Below are 24,871 nucleotides of genomic sequence, written 5' to 3'. Positions count from 1 at the left end.
GATCCATGCGATTTAGGAAAGGTTTGAGAAATCGGGGGTTCGCGACGACTGGCGGTCCGCTTCCGGGGCGGGATGATGGAGGGGCTGCGGGGTGGAGGAGGGACACGGTCTGGATGAGCGCGGCGGCCTTCCCTGCCGGACAGGACCCGGCGGACGGCGATCTCACCTTGGAGCCGGGCGGTCTCCTCGACGTCCTCGGGGTGGCCGCCGTCGTCCTGGACGAGCGCGGTCGGATCGCCCTGTGGAGCCCGCAGGCGGAGGAGCTCTTCGGCTACCCGACGGCCGAGGCCCTCGGCCGCCCCGCCGTCGCGCTGCTGGTGGAGGAGCGCCACCAGGACCTGGTGCGGTCGCTCTTCGCGCGCGTGGTGTCGGGCGCCGGGCCCTGGGCCGGGGTCTTCCCGGTACGGCACAAGGACGGCCACACGCTCCTGGCGGAGTTCCGCAACACCCGGCTCCAGGACGAGCGGGGGCGCCCCTACGCGCTGGGGCTCGCCTCCGACCGGGCCACGGACCGGCGCGTGGAGGAGCACCTGTCGCTGTCCTCGCTGCTGGTCACCCACTCCCCCATCGGCCTGGCCGTCCTGGACCACGGCCTCCGCTTCGTGCTGGTCAACCCGGCCCTGGAACGGATCGACGGCCTGGCCGCCGCCGCGCACCTGGGGCGCACGCTCCAGGAGACGATGGCGTCCCCGGACGCGGAGGCCCTGGAGACGGCGCTGGGCGAGGTCCTGGAGACGGGCGAGCCCGTGCTGTCCCGGAGCGTGCGCGGAGTGACCGGGCCCGACGGCGCGGAGCGGGTGTGGTCGGTCTCGCTCTACCGGCTGCGGACACCCGAGCGGCGGATCATGGGGGTCGCCATCGCGGTCAGGGACATCACCGAACAGCACCAGGCGGCCAGGACGGCGGCCCGGGCCCGCCGCCGGCTCGCGGTGATCGCGGCGGCCTCGGAGCGGGTGGGGACCACGCTCGACCTGGATCTCACCGCCCACGAGCTGGCGGACCTGGTGGTGCCCGAGTTCGCCGACATCGCCGCCGTCGACGTCCTGGAGTCCATCCTGACCGGGCCGCTCGCCGGGCCGGCGCGGACCTCGGGTCCCGCCGTGTTCCGCGCGCTCGCCGTGAAGGCCGCGTACACCACGCCGGCGCGGGAGGCCGCCGACCCGGTCGGCGAGCCCGCCCGCTACGGCGCCGAGCGGCTGGTCACCCAGTGCGCCCGCACCGGGCGCCCGGTCCTCGTGCGGCACGTCACCGACGGCGACCTGCCCCGGATCGCCAGCGGCGAGGCCACCGCCGCGCTGCTGCGGCGGGCGGGCATCCACTCGTACCTCGCCGTCCCGCTGCGGGCCCGCGGCGTGGTCCTGGGCGTGCTCGACCTGAAGCGGGCGCGCAACTCCGTGCCGTTCGACGAGGACGACGTCCTGCTGGCCGGGGAGCTCGCGGCCCGCGCCGCGGTCGCCATCGACAACGCCCGCTGGTACCGGCACCAGAGCCAGGCCGCCCTGGCCCTCCAGCGCCACCTGCTGCCGCACGGGCCGCCGCGGCTCCACGGCCTCGACGTCGCCTACCGCTACCAGCCCGCCTCGGAGTCGGTCGAGGTCGGCGGCGACTGGTTCGACGCGATCCCGCTGCCCGACGGCAAGACCGCCCTGGTGGTGGGCGACGTGATGGGCAGCGGCATCAACGCGGCGGCGACCATGGGGCAGTTCCGCACCGCCGCCCGCACCCTCGCCGGGCTCGGGCTCGCGCCGGGCGTGGTCCTGGAGCACCTGGACCGCACCGCCGCCGATCTGGACGACGCGATGGCCACCTGTGTGTGCGCCGTCTACGACCCGTACAGCGCGAGCTGCCGGGTCGCGAACGCCGGCCACCCGCCGCCCGTCCATGTCGCCGCCGGCCGGGCCCCCCGCCTGCTGGAGCTGACCGCGGGCGCGCCCCTGGGCGTCGGCGGCGTGCCCTTCGAGACCCAGGAGATCCCGTTCGGGGTGGGCGACGACCTGGTGCTGTACACGGACGGCCTGGTCGAGACCCGTGACCAGGACATCGACGTACGCCTCGAAGCCCTCACCGACCTGCTGGACCGCGCCCCGCTCCCCCTGGAGCAGATCTGCGACCTGCTGCTCGGCTCGCTGCGCGGGCCCGACGACCACGACGACGTGGCGCTGCTGATCGCCCGCGCCCGGCAGCCGTACGGAGAGGGGGCACCGTGAGCGACGCGCTCCCGCAGGACGACGGCCTGCCGCCCTTCACGGAGGACTGCGCCGCCGCGCTGCTCGACGGCCGGGGCCGGATCGAGGGCTGGACGCCGGAGGCCCGGACCCTGCTGAGCCGGTCCGCCGCCGATGTCGTCGGCCATTCGGCGCGCGCGCTCCTCGCGGACCCCTCGGCCTGGCCGCCGCTGGTGGCGGCGTACGCGCGGGGCGTCCGGCACGGCGACGCGGTGCTGCGTACCGGCCGGGGCGCCGAACTGCCCGTGGTCTTCCAGGCGTTCGACCTCGCCGGGAACGGCGGACCCGCCGGGTACCTGGTCCTTGCCACCCCGGCGGCGCGGGCCGTCCGCAGGCACCAGGACCGGGCCTTCATCCGGGAGCTGTTCCACCAGGACCGGGTGGGGCTCGCCGTGTTCGACCCGGGGCTGCGGCTCCTGCGGACCAACACGCACCTGCTGCCGTACACGGGGGTGCCGCACGACCTCCGGGGGCGGCGCCTGGGCGACTTCCTGTGGCCCGGGGACGCGGACGCGATCGAGGGAGGGCTGCGGGAGGTGCTGCGCACCGGCAAGCCGCTGCTCGGGGTGGAGCAGGTGCTGCGCACGCTCGACGATCCGCTCGGCGGGGTGACCCTCTCGGTGTCGGCGTTCCGTCTCCAGTCCCCCGAGGGGCAGGTCCTGGGGCTGACCGCGCTGTTCACCGACATGACCGAGCTGCGGCGTTCGGCCGAGCGCCTCGCCCTGCTGCACCACGCCACCGCGTCCGTCGGCCGCTCCCTGTCGGTCACGGACACGGGGCGCGAGCTGGCGGCCGCGCTCGTGCCCGGACTGGGCGATCTGGCGGTCGTGGAGCTCGCCGACGGGGTGGTGCACGGCGAGGAGCCGGTGCCGGACCGGGAGGGCCGCCTGCTGCTGCGCCGGACCGCCGTGGCGGGACGGTCGGCGGAGCCGGCCGGGGACGGCGGGGGGCGTCCGGAGGCCGGCGGCGGCGCGGCCCCCCAGCCCGCCCCGGAGACCGTCCTCGTCGCCGTCCCCTCCGGCGGGGACGCCCCGGACGCCGTCGGACCGGCGCCCGGCGGCCGGGCCGTCGGCGGTCACCCGATGACGATGACGGTCCCGCTCCACGCCCGCGGGATGGTGCTCGGCCGGGTGTCCGTCGGCCGGGACGCCGACCTGGGGCCCTACCAGGCGCCCGACCGGGACCTGCTGCGCGAGATCGCCGGCCGGGCCGCCCTCGCGCTGGACAACGCGCGGCGGTTCACGCGGGAGCACCGGGCGGCCGTGGGCCTCCAGCGGAGCATGCTGCCGCCGACGCAGAGCGAGACGCCCGGGGCGAGCACCTCGGCCGTCTATCTCCCGGCCGGGACCGCGAGCGGGGTCGGCGGGGACTGGTTCGACGTGATCCCGCTGTCCTCCGCGCGGGTCGCCCTGGTCGTGGGGGACGTCGTCGGACACGGCCTGGCCGCGACCGCCACCATGGGCCGGCTGCGGATGGCGGTGCGCACCCTCGCGGACCTCGACCTCGAACCCGACGAGCTGCTCGCCCATCTGGACGACCTGGTCTCCCAGTTGCCGGCCGAACCCGAGGAGGGCGAGGAGCACGAGAGCGACCCCGACGACCCCGACGCCGACGGGTGGCGGGACCGGCACGCCTCCCCGACGACCGGGGCGACCTGCGCGTACGCGATCTACGACCCGGTCTCGCGGCGCTGCTCGGTGGCCTCCGCCGGTCATCCGCCGCCCGTGGTGGCCGACCCCGGGGGCGGGGTGGCGTACCTGCCGGTGGACCCCGGGCCCCCGCTGGGGGTCGGCGGGCTGCCGTTCGAGACGACGGAGGTCGACCTGGCCCCCGGCAGCGTCCTCGCCCTCTACACGGACGGCCTGATCGAGGGCCGGGACGGCGATCTGGACGCGGGGATGGCCGAGCTGGCCGCCCGGCTTGCCCGGCCCGGGGCGTCGGCGGGCCCGTTGCGGGAGCTGGGCCGGGAGATCGTGACGGGCCGCCCCGCCGCCGGGCTCGCGGACGACGTGACGCTGCTGCTCGCCCGTACCCGTACGGTGCCGCCGGAGGACGTGGCCTGCTGGCAGGTGGAGGCCGACCCGGCGGCGGTGGGGCGGGTGCGTGAGGCCGCCACCGCGCGGCTGCGGGCGTGGGATCTCGACGAGCTGGCCTTCACCACCGAGCTGGTGCTCAGCGAGCTGGTCACCAACGCGATCCGGTACGCGGGCGGCCCGGTCGAGGTACGTCTGATCCGCGCCGGGCGGCTGATCTGCGAGGTGTCCGACCCGAGCGCCACCCACCCGCGCATGCGCCGGGCGCGGCTGACCGACGAGGGCGGCCGGGGCCTGTATCTCGTCGCCCAGCTCACCACCCGCTGGGGCAGCCGCTACAGCCGTCGCGGCAAGACCATCTGGGCGGAACAGGAGCTCCCCGGCTGAAACTCCGTCCTTAGGGGTCGGGCGTACGGTCAGGCGTCGAGGACGGCGGCGACCGCCTCGATCTCCACGAGCTGGTCGGCGTAGCCGAGGACGGTCACGCCCATCAGGGTGCTGGGCACGTCATGCTCGCCGAACGCGTCGCGGACCACCTCCCACGCCCGTACCAGCTCCTCCTGCCGGTCCGTGGCGACGAGCACGCGGGTGCTGATGACGTCGTGCAGCGTGGCGCCGGCGTCGGCCAGGGCGGTCCGCAGGTTCGCGACGGCCTGGGCGGCCTGTCCGGCGACGTCCCCGACGGCCACGGTGGCGCCGTCCGCGTCGAGCGGGCACGCCCCGGCGAGGAAGACGAGCCGCGCCTCGGCGGGGGCGGTGGCCGCGTAGGCGTACTCGGCGACGTCGGACAGGGTGGCGGAGCGGATCAGTTCGACGGCACGCGGCATGGAGTTCCCTTTCGGGGACGGCGGTACGGAGCGGAGGTCACCCTGTCAGAGATCGCCCAGGCTCTCGACGGGTTTTCCCGGCGCTCCGAACGCCCCCGGCGCCAGGCTCCGCAGCAGGGCGAGGTCCACGTCCAGGAGGCTGCGGACGACCCTGCGGCGGGGTCCCGGCGGGATGGGGGTGAGGGAGGGGACGGCCACGACGGCGCAGCCGGCCGCCTCGGCGGAGGCGACGCCGGTCGGGGAGTCCTCGACGGCGACGCAGTCGGCCGGGACGAGGCCGAGGAGGCCGATCGCCGCCCGGTACGGGTCGGGGGCCGGTTTGGTGCGCGGGGTCTCCCCCTCGGCGACGGAGGTGGTGAACCAGTGGCGTCCGAGGGTGTCGAGGACGGTGTCCACGACGGCCCGGGGCGAGGCGGAGACGAGCGCGGTGGGCACGCCCGCGGTGCGCAGCGCCGCCAGGAGTGCCAGGGCGCCCGGCAGCGGGACGACCTGCCCGCGCACGAGTTCCGCGAAGCGGGCTCCGAGGGAGGCGCCCAGCCGGACCGGGTCGGCGCGGTGGCCGGTGAGCGAGGCGAGGTACGCGGCGCAGTCCTCGATCGCCCGGCCGCGTATGTACGCGACGTCGGCGTCCCCGAGGCCGAGGCCCAGCCGCCGGGCCTCCTCCTCGACGGCCTGTTCCCAGAGCCGTTCGGTGTCGACGAGCGTGCCGTCCATGTCGAAAAGGACCGCGGTCATGCGCCGGCCTCCCGGGCGGGTCGAAGGGTACGGATGGGCGTCCACCGGGAGGTCATTCCTCGGTGGCCCCGAGGGCGGGGTGGTCCCGCAGGTGGACGTGGCGGCCGGTGGCGGCGTGCAGTTCGAGGACGGTGAGCTGGTTCTCGCCGTCGCGCAGGACCGGCGCCGGGACGTACAGGGCGGTCTGCGGGCCACGGGACCAGTAGCGCCCGAGCGGGAAGCCGTTGATCCAGGCCAGGCCCTTGGTCCAGCCGTCCAGGTGCAGATAGGTGTCGGCGGGCCCGGCGACGGTGAAGGTGCCCCGGTGGAAGGCGGGCCCGACCTCCGGGGACCCGGTGGGCCGGAAGGTCAGGGTGTCGAGGCGGTCGAGCGGCAGGGCGCGGCTGTGCCAGACGGCGGGCGCGTGCCCGTCGACCGTGACGCGGCCGAGCAGGCCCTTGCGGTCGTGGAGGGCGGCGCCGTAGTTGACCCGGCCCTGGTTCTCGACGAGGACGGTGAGGGTGGCGCCCGGCCGGGGCACGGTGAAGGCGAGGGCGTGCTCGTGGTTCTCGCGCTCCAGGACGCCGACGGGCTGTCCGTCGACGAAGACCTGGGCGCGGTCGTGGACCCGCTCGGCGTGCAGGAGCGCGGGTCCCGGCTCGGTGAGCTCCGTCTCGTACAGGACGAATCCGAAGGACTGGCCGAGCTCCTCCATGGTGAGCGGCCGGCCGGCCTTCTCGGGTGTGCCGAGGGCGTCGGCCTGGGTCAGCAGTCCCGCGGTGTACGGGAGTTCGACGGCGCCGTGGGCGGCCTTGGGGGCGGCCGGGGGGACGGGGGCGTCGGGGACGGGGGCGTGGCGGGCGATGACCTCGCGGAAGGCCGCGTACTTGGGGGTGGGGTCGCCGGCCTCGTCGAGGAGGGAGTCGTAGTCGTAGGAGGTGACGGTGGGCCGGTAGGTGCCCTTGTCGTTGGCGCCGTTGGTGAAGCCGAAGTTGGTGCCGCCGTGGAACATGTAGATGTTGACGGAGGCTCCGGCGGCGAGCAGGGTGTCGAGCTCGGCGGCGGCGTCGGCGGGGTCGCGGCGGGTGTGGATGCCGCCCCAGCGGTCGAACCAGCCGATCCAGAACTCGGAGCACATGAGGGGGCCCGTGGGCTGGTGCGCGCGGAGCGCGGCGAGGCCGGCGGTGGTCCGGCTGCCGAAGTTGGCGGTGGCGAGGACGCCGTCGAGGCCGCCGCGGGCCAGGTCGGCGGGCTGGTCGCAGGTGAAGAGCGGGACGTCGGCGCCGTGGCGGCGCAGCAGGGCGGCGAGTTCGGCGAGGTAGGCGGTGTCGTCGCCGTGGGCGCCGTACTCGTTCTCCAGCTGGACGGCGAGGATGGGGCCGCCGTTGCCGCCGAGGTGGCGGTGGAGCGGGGGCAGGAGAGCGCAGAGGTACGCGTCGACGGCGCGCAGGAAGCGCGGGTCGCGGCTGCGCAGGACGATGTCCTCCTCGGCGAGCAGCCAGGACGGCAGCCCGCCGCCCTCCCACTCCGCGCAGATGTAGGGGCCGGGCCTGAGCAGGACGTGGAGTCCTTCGGCGGCGGCCAGGTCGAGGAAGCGGGGCAGGTCGAGACCGGCGTCCATGCGGAACTCCCCGGGCCGGGGGGCGTGCAGGTTCCAGGGGACGTAGGTCTCGACGGTGTTGAGGCCCAGCAGCCGTGCCTTGTGGAGGCGGTCCGCCCACTGCTCCGGGTGGACGCGGAAGTAGTGCAGGGCGCCGGAGACGATCCGGAACGGGCGGTCGTCGAGACGGAAGCCGTCGTCGGCGATCTCCAGTCGGGGCATGGCGGTGGTACTCCTCAACGTAACGTGTGCGGGTGGTTCAGGCGCCTGGGCCGGTGATCAGGCGAGCGGCCGGCACAGCAGCGCGTCGGGGACGCCGCCGTGGTTCCACTTCCAGGTGAAGGCCACGCCCGCGAGGTGCTCGCCGTCGGCGCACTGGCCCTTGTAGTAGCCGGGGGCCCAGTCGCTGGCGTTCGAGCCGCCGGTGGCGGGCCGGTTGTCGCCGTGGTCGAACCAGAGCACCCGCCCGTTGACGGGCAGGGCGGCCGTGGCGGGGGCGCAGAGCAGGGCGGACATGGCGTTGCTCTTGACGCTGTAGCCGACGGCGAAGGTGCGGTCGGGGCACTGGAGCTTGTTGTAGCCGCTCGCCCAGTCGCCGCCGGTGACGTACCGCTCGTCGGTGACGGTGGTCCAGGCGCCGCTCGCCTTGGCGGGCTGTCCGGAGTCGGTGCACAGGCCGCGGCTGTCGCTGCGGCCGAGGCCGACCAGGCGCTGGGTGTCCGGGCAGTTGCCCTTGCGGTTGCCGGCGGACCAGTCGGGCTTGGCGCGCATGGTGGCGGAGACGTCGTAGTCGCCGTAGTCCAGGTTGAGCATGTTCCAGCGGGGGGTGGGGTCGATACGGCCCGAGCGGGCGGGGGCCTCGACCAGCTTGGTCCAGTCGGCGGCGCGCCAGTCGCCGGGGTCCAGGACGCTCAGGCGGGTGCCGGTGGCGCTGTAGTTGACCATGGCCCAGCTGTCGTTGGGGATGCCGGCGGCGTTGGTCCAGCCGACGAGCGGCCAGATCGCGAAGTCCGTGTCGTTCTTGACCAGGATGTCGGTGAAGCGGCCGAACCAGGCGCGCTCCGGGGCGTCGACGGCACCCCGGCCGCCCGCGCCGAACTCGCTGATCCACACGGGGGCGGTGAAGTGCTGGCCGTCGCGGGTCACGAACAGGGCCTCGTCGTCGACGGCCTGGGCGAGCGCCTCGGGGGTGAGCTCCTCGTAGCGCGGGTCGTGGGTCTCGCCGGTGCCGGTGGCGCCGGTGTGGTTCGGGCCGGTGTAGCCGTAGAAGTGGGCCGCGTACACCAGCTTGTCGGAGTGGATGAGGGTGTTGGAGAGGGTGGCGACGGGGGTGAGCATCGGGCGGCCGTGCGGGGTGATGTCGGTGGGGATGCCCTGCCAGTTGATGCCCTCCATGACGATCAGGAGGTCGGGGTCGGCCTGGAGGATCTCGTTGCCGGCCTCCTCGAAGGCCTTGTTGAGGTCGTAGTCGTTGCCCCAGCCCCAGTTGGCGTCGTTCCAGGTGTCGCGGCGGACCTCGTTGCGCAGGTCGGCGCCGACGACGCGGGTGTCGTTCTGGTAGCGCTTGGCCAGGAAGACCCAGTCGTCGATCCACTGCCGGGTGGTCTGGCCGCTGTTCCAGCGCTCGTTGCCGTCCAGGCCGCAGCAGAAGCGGTAGCTGGTGGTGTGGTTGTTGAGGATGACGGCGAAGCCGTCCGCGGTGAGCGCGGCGACCACGGCGTCCATGACCTGGAGCGGGGTCTTGCCCTTGAGCTGCGGGTTGGCGGCGACCGCCGAGTCGGGGACGGGGACCGTGTCGTGCACGACCGCGTTGGCGAAGGGGAGGCGGACGCTGTTCAGGCCGAGGGCGTGGAAGTCGGCCAGGATCCGGTCGATCGGGGTGCGGTCGAGGCCGAGCGGGATGTTGTGCGACATCTGGTCGGCCTGGTGGTTGGTGACGTCGTTGACGTCGCCGCTGCCTTCCCAGGTGCCCTGGGCGCCGGCCCAGTTGCCGGCCTTCAGCTTGAAGCGGTTGCCGGCCGCGTCGACGATCCACCGGCCACGGGTGCTGAGCGGTCCGGTCCAGGAGGCGGCGAGCTGCGGCCCGGTGAGGACGGTGGGCGCCGCCGCGACGGCGGGCCCGGTGGGTGTGGAGGCGACCGCTGCGGGGACGCCGATGAGCAGCGCGGAGACCGTGGCCAGGGCCGTGGTCGCGCGTCGGAGCAGAGTGCCAGGTGTCACGGGGGCTCCTTGTGGAGGGAGGTGTGGTGCCTGCTCTTTGGTGGTGCGGGGGGGTGCGTCAGCCCTTGAGGCCGCTGGTGGCGATGCCTTCGACGATGTAGCGCTGGGCGACCAGGAACATGACGACGAGGGGGGTGATGGTGACGACGGCGCCGGCGAAGAGGCCCGGCAGGTTGACGGTCTGCGAGGTGAGGAAGGTCGACAGGGCGATCTGGGCGGTCCACGCCGAGGGGTCCTGGCCGATGACCAGCGGCCACAGGAAGGAGTTCCAGCTGTCGATGAAGGACAGGGCGCCGAGGGAGGCGAGCATCGCGCCGGAGCTGGGCAGGGCGATCCGCCCGTACAGGCCGAACCAGCCGAGGCCGTCGAGCCGTCCGGCCTCCTCGATCTCCGCCGGGAACTGGAGGTAGAAGTTGCGGAAGAGCAGCACGGCGAAGGGGTTGAACAGGCCCGGGACGATGATGCCCCAGAGGGTGTTCACGCCGCCCATGGAGCCGACGACGACGAAGGTCGGTACGAAGGTGACCGAGCCCGGGATCATCAGGGTGGCCACCACCAGGGCCAGCAGGACGCCACGGCCCGGTACGGGGATCCGGGCGAAGGCGTAGCCGGCGGCGGAGGCGAGCAGGGTGGAGACGGGGGCGGTGATCGCGGCGATCAGCAGCGAGTTGCCGAGCGCCCGGCCCATGGAGACGGTGGGGTCGGCGAAGAGCGCGGTGAAGTTCTCGAAGTGGGCCGTCGAGGGCCACCAGGTCCAGTCGGGCGAGGTCAGGCCCTGGGAGTCCATCAGCGCGTTGCGCAGCATCAGGTAGAACGGCGCGAGGAAGAGCGCGGTCAGCAGGCCGACGAGCAGCCCGCGGCCGGTGCGGCGGAGGGCTCGGGAGAGTCCGGGAAGGGTCATGTGCGGCTCATCCTTCGCTCTTGCCGAATCCCGTGAACCGGCCCTGGAGCAGCGTCACGCCGACGATGAGGGCGGTGAGCACGAAGGCTCCGGCGGAGCCGAGACCGTAGTTCTGGCTGCCCATGGCGGTGTTGTAGAGGTGGACCAGCGGGGTCTGGACGGGGGCGGTGCCGGTGCCGGAGAGGCCGCTGTTGAACAGGTTGTAGAACTCGTCGAAGGCCTGGAAGGCGGCGATGAACAGCAGCATCAGGACGGCGACGGAGGTGTTGCGGAGCATTGGCAGGGTGATCCTTCGCAGCAGCCGGAGGCCGGTGGCACCGTCGAGCGCGGCGGCTTCGTGGACCTCCCTCGGGATGGCCTGGAGTCCGGCCAGGAAGAGCACCATGTAGAAGCCGACCTGGAGCCACAGCCGCAGGGTGACGAGCACGACCCAGTACAGCGGGGGCGACGTGGTCTGGAGCCAGGGGACCGGGTCCGCGCCGAACCAGCCGCCGATCGTGTTGGCGATGCCCGCGGGCAGGCCGTTGAACAGGGACATCTTCCACAGCAGCGAGGCGGCGACGTAGGAGACGGCCGCCGGGACGAGGAAGGCGGTGCGCACCAGGGCGCGGCCGCGCCTCACCCGGTGGACCAGCAGGGCGAGTCCGAGGGAGGCGGCGAAGGTGACGGGCACGATGAAGGCGGTGAAGACCAGGATCTGGCCGAGGGAGTCGCGGAAGGCCTGGTCGGCCAGGAGGGTGCGGTAGTTGTCGAGTCCGACCCAGTGGCCGAGCGCGATGGTGCCCCGGGCGTCGCTGAGGCTGAGCAGGAAGCTCCAGCCGATGGCGACGTATTTGAAGACGCCGAGCCCGATGAGCATGGGCGCGGTCAGCAGGGTGAAGGCGAGCCAGTTCGCGCGTCCGGTGCGGGGGCGGCCGGTGCGGCGGGTGCGGAGCGCGCCCCGCGGCTCGGCCGCGGGGCGCCCTGCGCGGGCTGACGGAAGGGTGAGTTCCGGTGCGGGTTCCATCAGCCGCGCTGCTTGTCGATCTCGCCCTGGGCCTTCTTGACCGCCGCGGCCATGAGCGCGGCGGGGTCGCCATCACCCGCGGCTATCTTGGCCGCCGCCGCGCTGAAGGTCGCGCTGACGGCGGTGTCCCAGGTGCCGGGGTTGTGCTTGCCGTACCGGTCCGCGAGGGTCACGGTCTCCTTGGCGGCGCCTTCGGAGAGCTTCTTCGCGGTGGCCGCGACGGACCGGCGCGGCGGGACGTGGAAGCCGTAGCTCTCGGCGAAGTCCTTCTGCAGGTCGGCCTGCTGGACCCACAGCCACTGGACGAACTTCTTGGCCGCGTCGACCTTCTTGCCCTTGGCGTTGACGCAGCTGGTCCAGCCGCCGACGCGCACGGCGGGGGTGCCGCCGGGCTTGTAGGAGGGCCAGGGAAGCACGCCGAAGTCGTCGCCGAGGGCGGACTTGACGGCGGGCATCGCCCACAGACCGCACCACTGCATCGGCACGACGCCCTGGGTGAGGACGGCCGGGTCCCACCAGTCGGTGGTGAAGCCGAGCAGCAGCGACTTGTCGTCGTGCAGGCGCTTGAGACCGGTGAGCGCTTCGAGCGCCTGGGGCGAGCCGAAGCCCACCGTGCCGTCGGGGGCGACGAGTTCGCCGCCGTTGGACCAGACGGCCAGGATGGGCGCGTCGCCGAGGCCGTCGTTGCCGAGGAAGAGTCCCTTGCTCCTGCCCGTGCTGAGCGCCTTCGCGGAGGCCACCAGGCCGTCGTAGTCGGCGGGCGGGGTGATGCCGGCCTTGGCCAGGGCGCTCTTGCGGTAGTAGAGCATCATGACGTCGTCGATCATCTTGACGCCGTACAGCTTGCCGTCGACGGTGACCGAGTCGACGGCGTTGGTGTTGAAGTCGCTCCTGGCGCTGCCGTACACGTCGTCCAGGGCGGCGATCTGGCCCCGGCGGGCCAGGCTCTCGCTGAAGTCGCCGATCTCGAAGACGTCGGGGGCGGCATCCGTGAGCAGGGTCGCGTTGAGCTTGCCCGCGTAGTCGCCGGGGACCCAGGTGACCTTGACGGCGATGTCCGGGTGCGCCTTGGTGAACGCGGTGGCGTAGCGGAGCACGGCCTGCTGGGTGCCGGCCTCGCCGTAGGCGTGGTACCAGACGTTGAGCGTGGTCCGGGCGCCGGAGCCTGCCGCGCCGGTGGGGTCGGTGCTGCACGCGCTCGTCAGCACGGTTCCGGCGGCGACCAGCAACGATCCGGTGAGGAATCCGCGTCGGCTAAGCTCGGTTCTGCGTGCGCTCATGTCGCATCCTTCGTGAGGGTGGGGCGGGGCGGGTGCTCCCTGGCCGGTGCCTTCGACAGTGCTTGCCGGCAGTGGAGGGCGTCGGCCGGGGAGTCGTACGGAACGGGCGCGCGCGAACGGTGGGGGCCCGCGCGAGCCGTGGTGGTCATGCGGGTCAGCCGGAGCCGGTCGCGGCGGTGGCCGCGTACTGCGGGAAGAGCGCCTGGATGGCGACGGCGGCGGCGCCGCGCGCCCATTCCTCCCAGGGCAGCGGGCGGAGCAGCAGCGGGCAGCGGGCGGCCGCGCCGAAGGCGTGGGCCGCGAAGGCCTCCTGGATGTGGCGGCCGAACAGGTCGTAGGCGGCGAGCCCTTCGCCGCTGACCACCACGCGCTCGGGGCCGACCAGGTTGACCAGGGTGGCGATGCCGACGCCGATGGCGCGGCCGGCCCGGGCGAAGGCGGCGACGGCCGCCGGGTCGCCCTTGCGGGCGAGCTCGACGACCTGCTCGAAGGCCAGCTCCGGCCGTCCGGTGGCGTCGCGGACCGCGCGGAGTATCGCGTCGGTCGAGGCGAGGGCCTCGACGCAGCCGTGGGCGCCGCAGCGGCAGCGCGGTCCCGTCTGGTCGACGCAGATGTGCCCGACCTCGCCCGCGACGCCGTAGGCGCCGCGCAGCAGTTCCCCGTTGACGACCAGGGCGGAGCCGATGCCCGCGCCGATGGTGACGAGCGCGAAGTAGCCGGTGCCGATGCCCTCGCCGAACCAGTGCTCGGCGACGGTCAGGGCCCGCACGTCGTTCTCGACGGTGACGGCAAGACCGGTGGCGGCGGTGAGCAGTTCCGCGAGCGGGACGTCGCTCCAGCCGAGCAGGCCGGAGTGGCGCACCCGGCCGCTCTCGCGGTCGACGTCGCCGGAGACGGCGACCCCGACGTGCCGGGTGCGGTCACGGAACTCCGGTTCCGTGTCGAGTAGTCGGTCGATCAGCTCGGTGAACACCCGGGCGACGGTGCCGGGTTCGCAGTCGGTGAGCGGGAGGCTCGCCGTGACGCGGATGCCGGCCCGCAGGTCGCACACCGCGCCGAAGAGGTGGTCGGGGCTGACCTTGACGCCGATGAAGAACTCCCGGTCGGGGGCGACCGCCAGGGGGTTGACGGGCCGTCCGGCGCCGGGGGCGGTGCGCTCCGGCGGGAGTTCGTACAGGTAGCCGTCGTCGAGGAGCGGCCGGGCCGCCTTGGTGACGGCCGTCGAGGAGAGTCCGGTGCGGCGTGCCAGCTCCACCCTGCTGAGCGGTCCTTCCGCCAACAGGAGGGCGAGGACCGCGGTTTCGGCGGGTGCGCTGACCAGAGGCCGGGTTCGATGTCGAAACACGGGTGAAACGTAGAGCAAATAAATAACTTCTTCCAGTATTGATTTCCCGTCAGGTGCCGCCCTACGCTCGTGGCCGCCTCCGTGCCTTCCGCCAAGGGGCTCCGGCCGACCGCGTGTTGACTTCGCCTCCGTCGGCCCCGCCCCGTATCTCTCCGCACGTCAAGGGGACTCATCCGTGCACGACACGCTCCCGCCCGTCACCTTCGACCCCGCGCTCGGCCTCGCGGTCCTGCGCACGCCGAACAGCCAGTACGCGGTACGCGTCGGCGCCGACGGCAGCCCACGGCACCTGCACTGGGGGCGTCCGCTCGACAGCGCCGTCCTCGCCCGGCTCCCGGCGCCCGCGTCGCCCGCCGCGAGCAGCTTCGAGGCCGACGCCGCCGCCGACGAGCTCGCGCCCCAGAGCGGCGCCCGGTTCGGTCCGGCCGGCCTCCAGGTCCGCTTCGCGGACGGCACCCGGGGGGTCCAGTGGCGGTTCGCCGGGGCCGTCGTCGACGGCGGCGAGCTGCGGCTGCGCCTCGACGACCGGCGCCGTCCGCTGCGTACCGAACTCTGCTACCGGGTACGGCCGGACAGCGACGTCGTCGAGCGCTGGACGGAGCTCACCCACACCGCGCCCGACGCCGATCCCGCGCGGCCCGTCACCGTCGAGCGGCTGGACTCGGCGTCCTGGACCGCGCCCGCGCTGGCCGACTACCGGCTCAGCCATCTGGTGGGCGGCTGGAACAGCGAGTTCCAGCTCCGCCGCGACCGGCTCCCGGTCGCCGAGACCGTCCTCACCAGCCGGCGCGGGATCACCAGCCACCAGGCCAGCCCGTGGCTGGCCCTGGACGACGGCACCGCGACCGAGGAGCGGGGCGAGGTGTGGAGCACCGCGCTCGCCTGGAGCGGCAGTTGGCGCGTCACCGTCCACCGCGACCCAGTCGGGCGCACGACCTGGACCGGCGGCTTCGGCCACGAGGGGCTCGGCTGGACGCTGCGCCCGGGCGAGACGCTGCGCACCCCGTCGTACGCCGGTCTCTACACCCCGGACGGCTTCGGCGCGGCCAGTCGCGGCTGGCACGCGCACATCCGGCGGCACGTCCTGCCGGAGCCCGGGCGGGACCGGCCGGTGCTCTACAACTCCTGGGAGGCCACGGGCTTCGACGTCGACCAGGCGGGGCAGATCCGGCTCGCCCGGCTGGCCGCGGGCCTCGGCGCCGAGCTGTTCGTCCTGGACGACGGCTGGTTCGGCGCCCGGCGCAGCGACCGGGCGGGGCTCGGCGACTGGACCCCCCACCGCGCGGCCTTCCCCGAGGGCCTGCGGCCGCTCGCCGACGAGGTGCACCGCCTCGGCATGGAGTTCGGGCTCTGGGTGGAGCCGGAGATGGTCAACCGGGACAGCGATCTGTACCGCGCGCACCCGGACTGGGTCGTGCACTCCCCCGAGCTCGACGCCACCGAGCTCCGCAACCAGCTGGTGCTGAACTTCGCCCGCCCCGAGGTGGCGGACTGGGCCTGGCGGACCCTCGACGATCTTGTGCGCGACCACCGGGTCGACTGGCTCAAGTGGGACGCCAACCGGGCCTTCACCGAGGCCGGATGGGCCGGGCACCCCGACCCCGACCGGCTCTGGATCGACCACACCCGGGCCGTCTACCGGATCATGGACCGGCTGCGCGCCGACCACCCCGGGCTGCGGATCGAGGCCTGCGCGGGCGGCGGCGGGCGGGTCGACCTGGGCATCCTCTCCCGTACGGACCAGGCCTGGGTCTCGGACAACACCGACCCGGTCGACCGCATCGGCATCCAGCACGGCTTCGGCCAGCTCTTCCCGGCGCAGGCCATGGCCGCGTGGGTCACCGACAGCCCCAACACCACCACCGGCCGGCGCACCCCGCTGCGCTTCCGCTTCCATGTCGCCATGGCCGGGGCCCTGGGACTCGGCGGCGACCTGACGCGGTGGACGGACGAGGAGCTGGCGGAGGCCGCCGAGCTCGTCGCGCGCTACAAGAGCGTGCGCCCCGTCGTCCAGCACGGCGTCCAGCACCGCGTCGCGACGACCGGGCCGGTGCGCGCCGTCCACTACGCCGCGCCCGACGGCGACGACCACGTGGTCCTCGCCTGGCGCCCCACGACCCGCTTCGGCCACGCCCCGGCCCCGGTGCCGCTGCCCGCACTCGACCCCACGGCGCGCTACCGCGACCTGGACCTGGACGAGTCGCACAGCGGCGACGTCCTGGTCCACCGGGGCCTCGACCTGCGCCTCCCGGCCGGGGACCACGCGAGCCGGATGATCCGGCTCCGGCGGGTGGGCTCCGCCTGACGGGGCACTCCGCAGGGCGCCACCACCCGCCCGCCGCCCCTTCACCCATCCCCGTCCCCTTCCCCTTCCCCGTCCCCTTCCTGCGGCACCCACCCACCCACACCCCCTGGAACCCTCCATGCACACCTCCCCCACCCTGGTGATCGGCATCGACGGCGTACGCCTCGACGTGCTCCCCGGCCTCGACACCCCCCACCTCGACTCGATCGCCCGCGCGGGCTTCCTCGCGCCCGTCGAGGTGGACGCGACGACCCCGACCATGTCGGGGCCCTGCTGGACGACGATCGTCACCGGCGTCGGCGTCGCCAAGCACGGTGTCTGGGGCAACCGGCTCGACGGCAACCGGCTCGATGTCTTTCCCGACTTCACGACCCGGCTCGCCGCCGAGTGCGGGCGCCGGACCTTCGCGGTCGGCGGGTGGGCGCCGCTCTTCCTCGCGCGGGAGGGCGGCCCGCTGTTCGTCGCGCCGACCCGGCTCGGCTACGTCGCCCCGGCCGAGGACACGCCCGAGGCGTGGGAGGAGGCCGACGAGCGGGTGACGGCCGAGGCGGAACACCTCCTGGGTCTCGACGAGGAGCTGCACGCGGGCTTCGTGTATCTCGGCGCCGTGGACGAGACGGCGCACTTCGTCGGCTGCGGCAAGGAGTACCGCGCCTCGGTCGAGGCCGCCGACCGGCGGCTCGGCCGGCTCCTCGACGCCGTACGCGGACGCCGTGAGCGCGCGGGCGAGGAGTGGACGGTCATCGCGGTGACCGACCACGGCCACCGGGACGAGGGCGGCCACGGCGGGCGCAGCGAGCTGGAGCGCACCGCCTGGATCGCGGCGTGCGGGCCCGGACTGCCGCCCGGGAAGGCCCCGTCGGCGCCGCTCCACCACGCGGACGTCGCCGCGCACGTCTACACCGCCCTGGGGATCGCCCCGGACCCGCACTGGACCCTGGACGGCAAGGCCTTCTGTCCCTGAGACGCCCCGCGCACGGCCCCGAAGGTTTTTCCTTACCCTGACAGGTTTTTGACGCCCCCTTGAGGCAACCCACAGGTCTTTCCCACCGTCCTCCGGGTCGAGGGGGGCACCAGGGACGGGGGATGCCCGGGGGACCGGGGACACCGCAGGTGCCCTCACGAGACCGATCGTGAGGAAGACCGCTTTGATACGTGTCACACGCGGCGTGACCACCGCCGTGGCGCTGCTCGCCATAACGGCTGCGTCGCCCCTGCCGGCGTTCGCGCAGCCGACCCCGGGATCACCGCCGGCGTCCCCGGGGAGCCGGGCCGGGGACGCCGGCCTCCCCGAGGGCTGGCAGATCTCCGGGACCGGCGCCGCCGCCCATCTGGTGTGGACCTCGCCCAAGCCCGTCCGCATGGGCGACGCCCGGGTCGAGTTCCGCGCCGGGGACCGGCTGCTCGGCCTTCCGGAGGCCCAACGGGACGGCCGGACCTTCCGGTTGCCGCTCGGTGGCGTCCGGATCGACAAGACCTCCGACCTGAGCGTGACGGCCGGCGGACGGCGGCTCGACGCCGCCGCGCCGGCCCGCTCGGCCCACAACCGCCCGCGCGCCCAGGCCGTCCGGCCCGAGGCCGCGCTGCCCGCGAACCCGGTGGACCCGGGCAAGGCCGGCCCCTACCGTACGAGCAGCGGCGAATACGCCCTGCGCTCCGTCTCGTTGCCCGGCTTCCCGAAGCCCGTCGAGATGGAGGCCGTGGTCGTCGGCCCGACCAACGCTCCCGGCAAGCGCCCGGTGGCCCTGTTCCTGCACGGCCGCCACGGCACCTGCTACAAGCCGGGCACCGAGGACGTCACCGGCGACTGGCCGTGCGCCCCCGGCTTCAAGCCGATCCCCAGCCACAAGGGGTATCTGAAGGCCCAGAAGCTGCTGGCCTCCCAGGGTTACGTGACGGTGTCGATCTCCGCCAACGGCATCAACGGGCAGGACTGGCAGGCCGAGGACGGCGGCGCCCAGGCCCGCTCCTCCCTCGTGCGCCAGCACCTCGCCCGCTGGGCCGCGTGGACCACGAAGCGGCCCTCCGCGCCGGCCGCCGTCCGAGGCGTCGGGCAGGCGGACCTCTCCCGCGTCCTGCTCGTCGGCCACTCCCGTGGCGGCGAGGGCGTCAACCGCGCCGCGCTCGACAGCCTCTACCCGGCCCCCGCCGACCAGGACGGCTACCGGGGCCCCGTGCGCTGGAAGATCCGGGGCAACGTCCTGATCGGGCCCACGATCTTCGGCCAGAACCCGGCCCCCGACGTGCCCTCCACGACGATCCTGCCGGGCTGCGACGGCGACGTGTCCGACCTCCAGGGCCAGATCTACGTGGACGGCACCCGGGGCGTCAGCCAGGGCGCCGCCCTGCACAGCGCGGTCTACATGGTCGGCGCGAACCACAACTTCTTCAACAGCGAGTGGACCCCGGGACAGGCCAAGGCGCCCGCCTTCGACGACTTCTCGTCCGAGGACGGCACCGACCCGGTCTGCTCCCCCGGCACCCGCACCCGGCTGACCGCCCCGCAGCAGCAGACCGCGGGCGCCACCTACATCGCGGCGGCCGCGCGGCTGTTCGTCGGCGGCGACGACCGGGTCCGGCCGCTCCTCGACGGCACCGGCCGGCGCGCCCCTTCGGCCGACCCGGCGCGGGTCGTCACCCACGCCGTCGGCGCGCGGCGCACCCCGGCCTTCCTGCCGGGCTCCTCGGTCACCGTGTCCGGGACCGGCGCGCGGCTCTGCGCCCAGGTCGACCCCGACGCGACCCGTTCCTGCCTGTCGCCCGACGAGGGCGCCTCGCCGCACTTCGCGAACTGGGAGGCCTCGCCCGAACCGGGCCGTGACGCCGTCGCGCTGCGCTGGACCAACCCGGGCGCGCCGGTCACCGTGCGGGCCAAGCGGCCGGTCTCGCTGGCCGGCTCCGAGTCGCTGGCGCTGCGCCTGATCGTGCCGCCGAACAGCACCGGCACCGTGCTCGACATCGCCGTGAGGGATGCCGCGGGCAAGCGCGCGCACCTCGGCCGCACCCGCGTCGACGGCCTGCCGGGCAGCTCCCGTACCGCGGCCTCGTGGGCGCGTGAGATCCGCGTACCGCTGTCCGCCGCCACCCGGGCCCGGCTGGACCTGAAGAAGATCGCTTCGCTCGAACTGACCCCGCGCAGCCGCGACGGCCGCGCGTTCCTGATGGACGGGTGGGGCTGGCGCCCCGGCACTCCGGCCGTCCGGCCCGCCGCGCTCGCGCGGGTCGACGTGGGCCGTCTGACGGTCAAGGAGGGCGACTCGGGCGTCAAGACGTACCGGATCCCGGTGAAGGTCACGGGCCAGGGCAGCGGCCAGGTCCGGCTGTTCGTGCCCAAGCCGGACAGCGACCAGGTGACGACCCGGCTGGTGACGGTGCGCCCCGGACGCCATGACATCGACCTTCCGGTCCAGGTGCGGGGCAACACCCGGTTCGGCTACGACATCTCGCGGGACGCCTTCGTGAAGGCGGTGCGCGGCGCCGTGGTCGGCGCGCACCACGGCGGGGTGACCGCGCGGAACGACGACCCCATGCCGAAGGTGACCCTGACGCCCGTCGCCGACGACGTGACCGAGGGCGCCGCCCTGGTCTGGCGGGCGACGCTGTCGGAGCCCGCCGACGTCGACATCATGGGCGGGATCCAGCTGGAGCCGGTGACCGGCGGCACCGAGCTGTCCACGGCGGACGTCGACCGTGCCTGGCTGGAGGAGCAGATCGGCCAGGTGCCGGACCCGGCCGTGCCGCTGTCCCAGGTGATGGAGGGCTGGGGCCTGTACCTGAGCGTGAGCGTCCCGGCCGGTCAGACCAGCGCGGAGATCCGCGTGCCGACCGTCAAGGACACGATCGCCGAGCCCGCCGAGACCCTGCGGGGCAGGTTCACCACCTACGACGGCAACTGGGAGCCGATCCCGGGCCCGGAGGTCACCGGCACCGTGCGGGACGCGGTCTGAGGTGATCTGAGGTGACGCGAGGCGGACACCGCCCCTTCCCGGGGCCGGTGTCCGCCTTTCGCGTTCTACTGGGCGTCCCGCCTTCGGTGGAGCAGGCAGGAGACCACGACCACGAGGGGCCAGACGGCCTGCACGCAGGTCACCAGGCGTTCGGCGACGCCGACGGCGCCGTGCCGCTGCATGTCGACGAGGAACCAGCCGGCCCCGAGCCCCATCAGCGCCGTCACCGCGACGGCGGGCACCGGTCGCAGGCCCCAGGGCGCCGGACCCGTACGGTCGGTGGCGAGCAGCGGCCACAGCGCGAGCAGGGCGAAGCCGACGGCGGCGACCGAGCCGTGCCGCAGGGAGCCTCCGCTGCTCGGCGCGGGGAGCAGCGCGACGACCAGCGCCGTGACGCCGCCGGCGGCCAGGGCGATCCGTCCGGCGAGCGCGGCGGCGCGCAGCCCCCAGGCGGTGAACAGATGGCAGACGCCGAGGCCGAGGAGCGCGCCCGTCATCACCCAGGCTCCCGGCGCTCCGTACGCCGCGAGGACGCTGATGGTCTGGGTGACGGGATCGTAGCCGGGCCCTTCCATGCTGCCCGCGATCGTCCAGCCGCCGATGAGGAGGACCGGGGCGCACCCCGAGGAGATCAGGGCCCACCGGGGAACTGGTCGCATCGGCCCACCGTAACCACGCCGACGCACCCGGGCGTTCCTCCGGCACGCCCGCGCGGGCAGGTGGGCCCGAACGGCGCGGCTCGCGCCCCTCAGATCCCGGGTCCGTAGCCGGGGTCCGGCGCCTGCCGGGGCCGCCAGAAGGCGTCCACGCCGTACAGGAAGAGGGCGAGGACGAGCAGGGCGGCGAGGGCGGCCGGCCAGGGCCCGCGGCGGAAGGTGAGGAGCCAGGTGACGAGGGGCAGCGCGACGGCGCCGAGGAGGATGAGCGGGAGGTCCACGAGGACGACGCTCAGGTCGCGGGCGTGCGCCTCGAAGCCGCCGTCGACGCTGAAGGCGGCTCGCCGCGCCCAGTAGCCGAGACCGGCGAGCGCTCCCCCGGCGGTCACGAGGCAGCCTCCGGCGCTCTCGGCCCTGGTTCCGTCGGCGGACGTCCGCTTCTCGCTCATACCCGGCAGGGACGCCTCCGCGCCGCCCGTGGTTGCGGTCTCCCGCCGCCACGGGAGCGGCGTCCCCTACCGTTGGCCCATGGTCAACTTTCCGCCACGGGTCGCACTCCACCCGCTCACCCTCTCCGACCAGGACGAGTTCTGCGCGCTCGTACGGGCCAGCGCCGAGCTGCACGGGCCGTGGATGCAGTTGCCCGGGACGGCGGAGGAGTTCCGTGTCTGGATGCGGCGCTTCGACGACGCCAACCTGGGTTTCCTGGTCCGGGTCCGGGAGACGGGTGCCGTCGCGGGCATGGTCAACATCAACTCGATCATCCGGGGGCGTTACCAGGGCGCGTCCATCGGGTACGCGGCCTTCGCGCCGTCGGCGGGGCACGGGTACATGTCCGAGGGGGTCGCCCTCGTCCTTGAGCACGCCTTCACCGAGCTGCGGCTGCACCGGATCGAGGCCAACATCCAGCCGGGGAACGAGCCGTCCCTGGCCCTGGTCCGGCAGCTGGGCTTCCGTCACGAGGGGATGTCGCCCGGCTACCTATACATCGACGGGGACTGGCGGGACCACGAGCGGTGGGCCGTCACCGCCCCGCTGCCGTGGACGCCGCACCCTTCACTGCCCGAGGTCTGATCCGTCGGACAGGCCCTACGGCTCCGGGGCCAGCCGCTCGACGGCGACGAGGGCCGCGTCGTCGCCGAGGTGGCCGCCCGCGTACGCCTGGAGGTCGGCGCGCAGGCGGCCGAGCAGGGTCGGCGGGTCGTCCCCGGCCCAGGCCGCGAGGCGCTCCGTCAGGGGGTAGAAGGCGCGGGAGGCGTCGCGGGCCTCGACGACCCCGTCGGTGTAGAGGAGCAGGACGTCGCCGACGTCGAAGGGGAAGGTCTCCACGGTGACGGCGGGTGCCAGGACGTCCGACAGGCCAAGCGGCGGGCTCGCGTCGGCGGTGTCGAGGGGGATCACCCGGCCCTGCCGCAGGAGCAGTGGCGGCGGGTGCCCGCAGTTGACGAGCCGTACGACCGGCTCGCGGTCGGGGATGTCGAGGACCAGGGCGGTGACGAAGGCCTCGTCCGCGGTGTCGTCGGCCGCCGCGGCCGCCGCTCCCGTGCCCGGCTCGTCCCCGGTCGGCTCGGCGGAGCCGACGCCCGCCTCCAGGTGGCCGATGAGGTCCGGCAGCTCCTGCTCGCGGCGGGCGGTGACCCGGAAAGCGCCCAGGACCAGGGAGGCTTCGCCGATGGCGTCGAGGCCCTTGCCCCGGGCGTCCCCGATCAGCAGCCGCGTCCCGGTCGCGGTGCGGGCCGCCGCGTACAGGTCGCCGCCCATCTGCGCCTCCTCCTCCGCCGCGAGGTAGACCGAGGCGATGTGCAGCGGTCCGGCCCGGTGCGGCAGCGGGCGCAGGACGACGCTCTGCGCGGCGTGGGCGATGGACCGCAGCCGCCGCACCCGCTCCTCGTCCCGCTCGCGCAGGTGGGCGAAGAAGGTCGCGATGACCGAGATCAGGACCAGCGCGACGATCTGGTAGGTGTGGTTGAGGTCGGTGAGGGTGGTCCGGGAGACCGCCACCACCGACTGGGCGAGCACGGCGACCGCCCCCACGAAGGCGGTCATGCGCGCGCCCGCGAACGAGGCCGTGACGGCGGGCGCGGCGATCAGGAAGGGCCCGAGGTGGACGTCGGGCGGTGACAGGACGTCCACGACGGTGACCACCGCGATGAGCGCGAAGGGTACGGCGAGCAGCAGTCGGCCGCCGCGCCGGGCGAGGCGGGGGGCGGCGGAGGCCTGCTGGTGGGGATCCATGTGAAAGGCATACATCAGGTGATGGGGTATGTCCCGTTTGTCGGGTCCCCTCCGAATCTTTTCCACCGTCAGATCACGCCAGTGGCCGGGCTTCGACCATGCGCCGTCCGGTTCACCCCTTTTCCTTGCGGATTCGATTGCGGCGGTATGGCGGATCCATGACAAGACCCCAACTCCCTTGAGTCCCACCCGTGGCGGCGGCCAGGCTGCTGCTCACGCCGGGAACGCCACACCCCCGTTCCCGGCGGTCCCGAGCGCACAGCCCCCACCGTCGCGCCGCCCACCCCGGGCGCGCCGCCAAGAGGAGGACTCCCTCACCATGGCACTTCCGCAGAACTCCAGGGCCCGTCTGGCCGTGACGGTCTCCGCCGCCACGGCGGCCGCCCTCCTGGGCGCCTTCGCCGCCGTCCCCGCCCAGGCCGCCCCCGCCGAGGGCGTCGTGCTCGCCGCCGGATCGGCCGACGCCGTGCCCGGCAGCTACATCGTCACCCTGAAGCAGGGCGCCGGGTTCACGGCCGCCTCCGCCAAGGGGCGGGGCCTCATAGCCGGTTACGGCGGCCGGGTCGGCAGGACCTTCGGCTCGGCGCTCAACGGCTACACCGCCCGGCTCGACGCCGCCGCGGCCCGCCGGCTGGCCGCCGACCCGGCTGTCGCGTCCGTCGAGCAGGACCAGGTGGTCCGCTCCGACGCCACGCAGTCCAACGCCCCCTGGGGCCTGGACCGCGTCGACCAGGCGGACCTGCCGCTCTCCGGCACGTACACCTACCCCGACAGCGCGGGCGCGGGCGTCACCGCGTACGTCATCGACACCGGTGTCCGCATCGGTCACACCGAGATCGCCGGGCGCGCCGTCAACGGCTACGACGCCGTCGAGGGCGACTCCGTCGCACAGGACGGCAACGGGCACGGCACGCACGTCGCCACCACCATCGCCGGGAAGACGTACGGCGTGGCGAAGGCCGCGAGGATCGTGGCCGTCCGGGTGCTCGACAACAACGGCTCCGGCACCACCTCCGGTGTCATCGCGGGCATCGACTGGGTGACGGCGAACCACGCGGCGGGCGATCCGGCCGTCGCCAACCTCTCGCTCGGCGGGGGCGCCTCCACCGCTCTCGACAACGCGGTCAAGAAGTCCATCGCGGACGGCGTCACGTACGCGGTCGCCGCCGGCAACTCCGGGACGAACGCGTCCTCCTCGTCCCCGGCCCGGGTCGCCGCCGCCCTCACCGTCGGCGCCACCGACAGCGCGGACGCCAAGGCGAGCTGGTCCAACTACGGTTCGGTGCTCGACCTCTTCGCCCCGGGCGTGTCCATCACCGCGGGCTGGAACACCAGCGACACCGCCACCAACACCATCTCCGGCACCTCGATGGCCACCCCGCACGTCGCGGGCGCCGCCGCCGTCTACCTGGCCGGCCACCCCTCCGCCACCCCGGCGCAGGTCGCCACCGCCCTCGTCAACGGCGCCACCCCGAACAAGGTGACGAGCCCGGGCAGCGGCTCCCCGAACCGCCTGCTGCGGCTCGTGCCGTGACCCACGCTCCAGGGGACGCCCCGGAGGCCCACCAGGGCCGCCG

At 74.2% G+C, this 24,871-nt stretch carries 18 protein-coding genes; 7 read left to right on the top strand and 11 right to left on the bottom strand.

The annotated features are described in order from the left end of the window. Positions 1-113 precede the first annotated feature (113 nt). Together ABTZ54_RS16575 and ABTZ54_RS16570 are read left to right on the top strand one after the other, a co-directional pair. The gene (locus ABTZ54_RS16575; protein WP_351663280.1) at positions 114-2,207 is read left to right on the top strand and encodes a SpoIIE family protein phosphatase; all 2,094 of its coding nucleotides are present in this window, start codon (positions 114-116) and stop codon (positions 2,205-2,207) included. Then, complete coding sequence (locus tag ABTZ54_RS16570; RefSeq protein ID WP_351663277.1) at positions 2,204-4,645, top strand: SpoIIE family protein phosphatase; 2,442 nt, start codon at positions 2,204-2,206, stop codon at positions 4,643-4,645. Before ABTZ54_RS16575 ends, ABTZ54_RS16570 begins: the two co-directional genes overlap by 4 nt. A 29-nt stretch (positions 4,646-4,674) precedes the next feature. Here the strand turns inward: ABTZ54_RS16570 and ABTZ54_RS16565 are convergent, their stop codons facing one another. From ABTZ54_RS16565 to ABTZ54_RS16530, 8 genes are all read right to left on the bottom strand, one after another. After that, on the bottom strand, positions 4,675-5,085 hold the full coding sequence (locus ABTZ54_RS16565) for a RidA family protein (RefSeq protein WP_351663274.1): 411 nt from the start codon (positions 5,083-5,085) through the stop codon (positions 4,675-4,677). Between the two features lie 45 nt (positions 5,086-5,130). Further along, positions 5,131-5,820, bottom strand: coding sequence for an HAD family hydrolase (locus tag ABTZ54_RS16560; RefSeq protein ID WP_351663271.1), 690 nt, complete (start codon positions 5,818-5,820; stop codon positions 5,131-5,133). A 52-nt stretch (positions 5,821-5,872) separates the two neighbouring features. Beyond that, on the bottom strand, positions 5,873-7,621 hold the full coding sequence (locus ABTZ54_RS16555) for a glycoside hydrolase family 35 protein (protein WP_351663268.1): 1,749 nt from the start codon (positions 7,619-7,621) through the stop codon (positions 5,873-5,875). A gap of 57 nt (positions 7,622-7,678) precedes the next feature. Beyond that, the gene (locus tag ABTZ54_RS16550) at positions 7,679-9,619 is read right to left on the bottom strand and encodes a glycoside hydrolase family 5 protein (RefSeq protein ID WP_351663265.1); all 1,941 of its coding nucleotides are present in this window, start codon (positions 9,617-9,619) and stop codon (positions 7,679-7,681) included. Between the two features lie 58 nt (positions 9,620-9,677). After that, the gene (locus ABTZ54_RS16545) at positions 9,678-10,520 is read right to left on the bottom strand and encodes a carbohydrate ABC transporter permease (RefSeq protein ID WP_351663262.1); all 843 of its coding nucleotides are present in this window, start codon (positions 10,518-10,520) and stop codon (positions 9,678-9,680) included. Between the two features lie 7 nt (positions 10,521-10,527). Then, entirely contained in the window at positions 10,528-11,526 is a 999-nt protein-coding gene (locus ABTZ54_RS16540; RefSeq protein ID WP_351663259.1) for a carbohydrate ABC transporter permease, read from the bottom strand. Then, positions 11,526-12,806 (bottom strand): ABC transporter substrate-binding protein, encoded by a 1,281-nt coding sequence (locus tag ABTZ54_RS16535; protein WP_351663256.1) that lies wholly within the window; start codon positions 12,804-12,806, stop codon positions 11,526-11,528. The genes ABTZ54_RS16540 and ABTZ54_RS16535 overlap by 1 nt, the downstream gene beginning before the upstream one ends. 154 nt (positions 12,807-12,960) lie before the next feature. Beyond that, positions 12,961-14,151 carry an ROK family protein gene (locus ABTZ54_RS16530; protein WP_351663253.1) on the bottom strand — a complete coding sequence of 397 codons (1,191 nt, stop codon included), beginning with the start codon at positions 14,149-14,151 and terminating at the stop codon, positions 12,961-12,963. Positions 14,152-14,326: 175 nt separating this feature from the next. Between ABTZ54_RS16530 and ABTZ54_RS16525 the strand changes: the two genes are divergently transcribed. The 3 genes from ABTZ54_RS16525 to ABTZ54_RS16515 all read left to right on the top strand — a co-directional run bounded on the left by ABTZ54_RS16525 (position 14,327) and on the right by ABTZ54_RS16515 (position 20,403). After that, entirely contained in the window at positions 14,327-16,456 is a 2,130-nt protein-coding gene (locus ABTZ54_RS16525; RefSeq protein WP_351663250.1) for an alpha-galactosidase, read from the top strand. 118 nt (positions 16,457-16,574) lie between these two features. Continuing rightward, positions 16,575-17,420, top strand: coding sequence for an alkaline phosphatase family protein (locus tag ABTZ54_RS16520; RefSeq protein ID WP_351663247.1), 846 nt, complete (start codon positions 16,575-16,577; stop codon positions 17,418-17,420). 184 nt (positions 17,421-17,604) lie between these two features. Then, a complete protein-coding gene (locus ABTZ54_RS16515; protein ID WP_351663244.1) occupies positions 17,605-20,403 on the top strand; it encodes an alpha/beta hydrolase in 2,799 nt (932 codons plus the stop codon). A gap of 65 nt (positions 20,404-20,468) precedes the next feature. Here ABTZ54_RS16515 and ABTZ54_RS16510 read toward each other — a convergent pair whose 3' ends face one another. After that, a complete protein-coding gene (locus ABTZ54_RS16510) occupies positions 20,469-21,062 on the bottom strand; it encodes a DUF998 domain-containing protein (protein WP_351663241.1) in 594 nt (197 codons plus the stop codon). A gap of 89 nt (positions 21,063-21,151) precedes the next feature. Beyond that, positions 21,152-21,508: a hypothetical protein gene (locus tag ABTZ54_RS16505; RefSeq protein ID WP_351663238.1), complete on the bottom strand. Its 357-nt coding sequence runs from the start codon at positions 21,506-21,508 to the stop codon at positions 21,152-21,154. 79 nt (positions 21,509-21,587) lie between these two features. Between ABTZ54_RS16505 and ABTZ54_RS16500 the strand changes: the two genes are divergently transcribed. After that, positions 21,588-22,133: a GNAT family N-acetyltransferase gene (locus tag ABTZ54_RS16500; RefSeq protein ID WP_351663235.1), complete on the top strand. Its 546-nt coding sequence runs from the start codon at positions 21,588-21,590 to the stop codon at positions 22,131-22,133. Positions 22,134-22,148: 15 nt separating this feature from the next. Here ABTZ54_RS16500 and ABTZ54_RS16495 read toward each other — a convergent pair whose 3' ends face one another. Beyond that, positions 22,149-23,294: a PP2C family protein-serine/threonine phosphatase gene (locus tag ABTZ54_RS16495; protein WP_351663232.1), complete on the bottom strand. Its 1,146-nt coding sequence runs from the start codon at positions 23,292-23,294 to the stop codon at positions 22,149-22,151. A 319-nt stretch (positions 23,295-23,613) separates the two neighbouring features. On the opposite strand from ABTZ54_RS16495, the gene ABTZ54_RS16490 reads away from it, so the two are divergent. Continuing rightward, positions 23,614-24,828, top strand: a complete 1,215-nt coding sequence (locus ABTZ54_RS16490) for a S8 family peptidase (RefSeq protein ID WP_351663229.1) — start codon at positions 23,614-23,616, stop codon at positions 24,826-24,828. Positions 24,829-24,871 lie beyond the last annotated feature (43 nt).

It is taken from the genome of Streptomyces sp. NPDC094032 (assembly GCF_040303965.1).
Lineage (GTDB): Bacteria > Actinomycetota > Actinomycetes > Streptomycetales > Streptomycetaceae > Streptomyces.
The sequence above is the reverse complement of the archived record's forward strand: the minus strand, read 5'-3'. Positions and strand labels throughout refer to the sequence as shown.

Coding starts and splice junctions, on each gene's coding strand:
- ABTZ54_RS16510 (WP_351663241.1), bottom strand. CDS start 21,062: ATGCGACCAGTTCCCCGGTGGGCCCTGATCTCCTCGGGGTGCGCCCCG.
- ABTZ54_RS16555 (WP_351663268.1), bottom strand. CDS start 7,621: ATGCCCCGACTGGAGATCGCCGACGACGGCTTCCGTCTCGACGACCGC.
- ABTZ54_RS16545 (WP_351663262.1), bottom strand. CDS start 10,520: ATGACCCTTCCCGGACTCTCCCGAGCCCTCCGCCGCACCGGCCGCGGG.
- ABTZ54_RS16565 (WP_351663274.1), bottom strand. CDS start 5,085: ATGCCGCGTGCCGTCGAACTGATCCGCTCCGCCACCCTGTCCGACGTC.
- ABTZ54_RS16495 (WP_351663232.1), bottom strand. CDS start 23,294: ATGGATCCCCACCAGCAGGCCTCCGCCGCCCCCCGCCTCGCCCGGCGC.
- ABTZ54_RS16540 (WP_351663259.1), bottom strand. CDS start 11,526: ATGGAACCCGCACCGGAACTCACCCTTCCGTCAGCCCGCGCAGGGCGC.
- ABTZ54_RS16560 (WP_351663271.1), bottom strand. CDS start 5,820: ATGACCGCGGTCCTTTTCGACATGGACGGCACGCTCGTCGACACCGAA.
- ABTZ54_RS16520 (WP_351663247.1), top strand. CDS start 16,575: ATGCACACCTCCCCCACCCTGGTGATCGGCATCGACGGCGTACGCCTC.
- ABTZ54_RS16575 (WP_351663280.1), top strand. CDS start 114: ATGAGCGCGGCGGCCTTCCCTGCCGGACAGGACCCGGCGGACGGCGAT.
- ABTZ54_RS16505 (WP_351663238.1), bottom strand. CDS start 21,508: ATGAGCGAGAAGCGGACGTCCGCCGACGGAACCAGGGCCGAGAGCGCC.
- ABTZ54_RS16500 (WP_351663235.1), top strand. CDS start 21,588: ATGGTCAACTTTCCGCCACGGGTCGCACTCCACCCGCTCACCCTCTCC.
- ABTZ54_RS16535 (WP_351663256.1), bottom strand. CDS start 12,806: ATGAGCGCACGCAGAACCGAGCTTAGCCGACGCGGATTCCTCACCGGA.
- ABTZ54_RS16490 (WP_351663229.1), top strand. CDS start 23,614: ATGGCACTTCCGCAGAACTCCAGGGCCCGTCTGGCCGTGACGGTCTCC.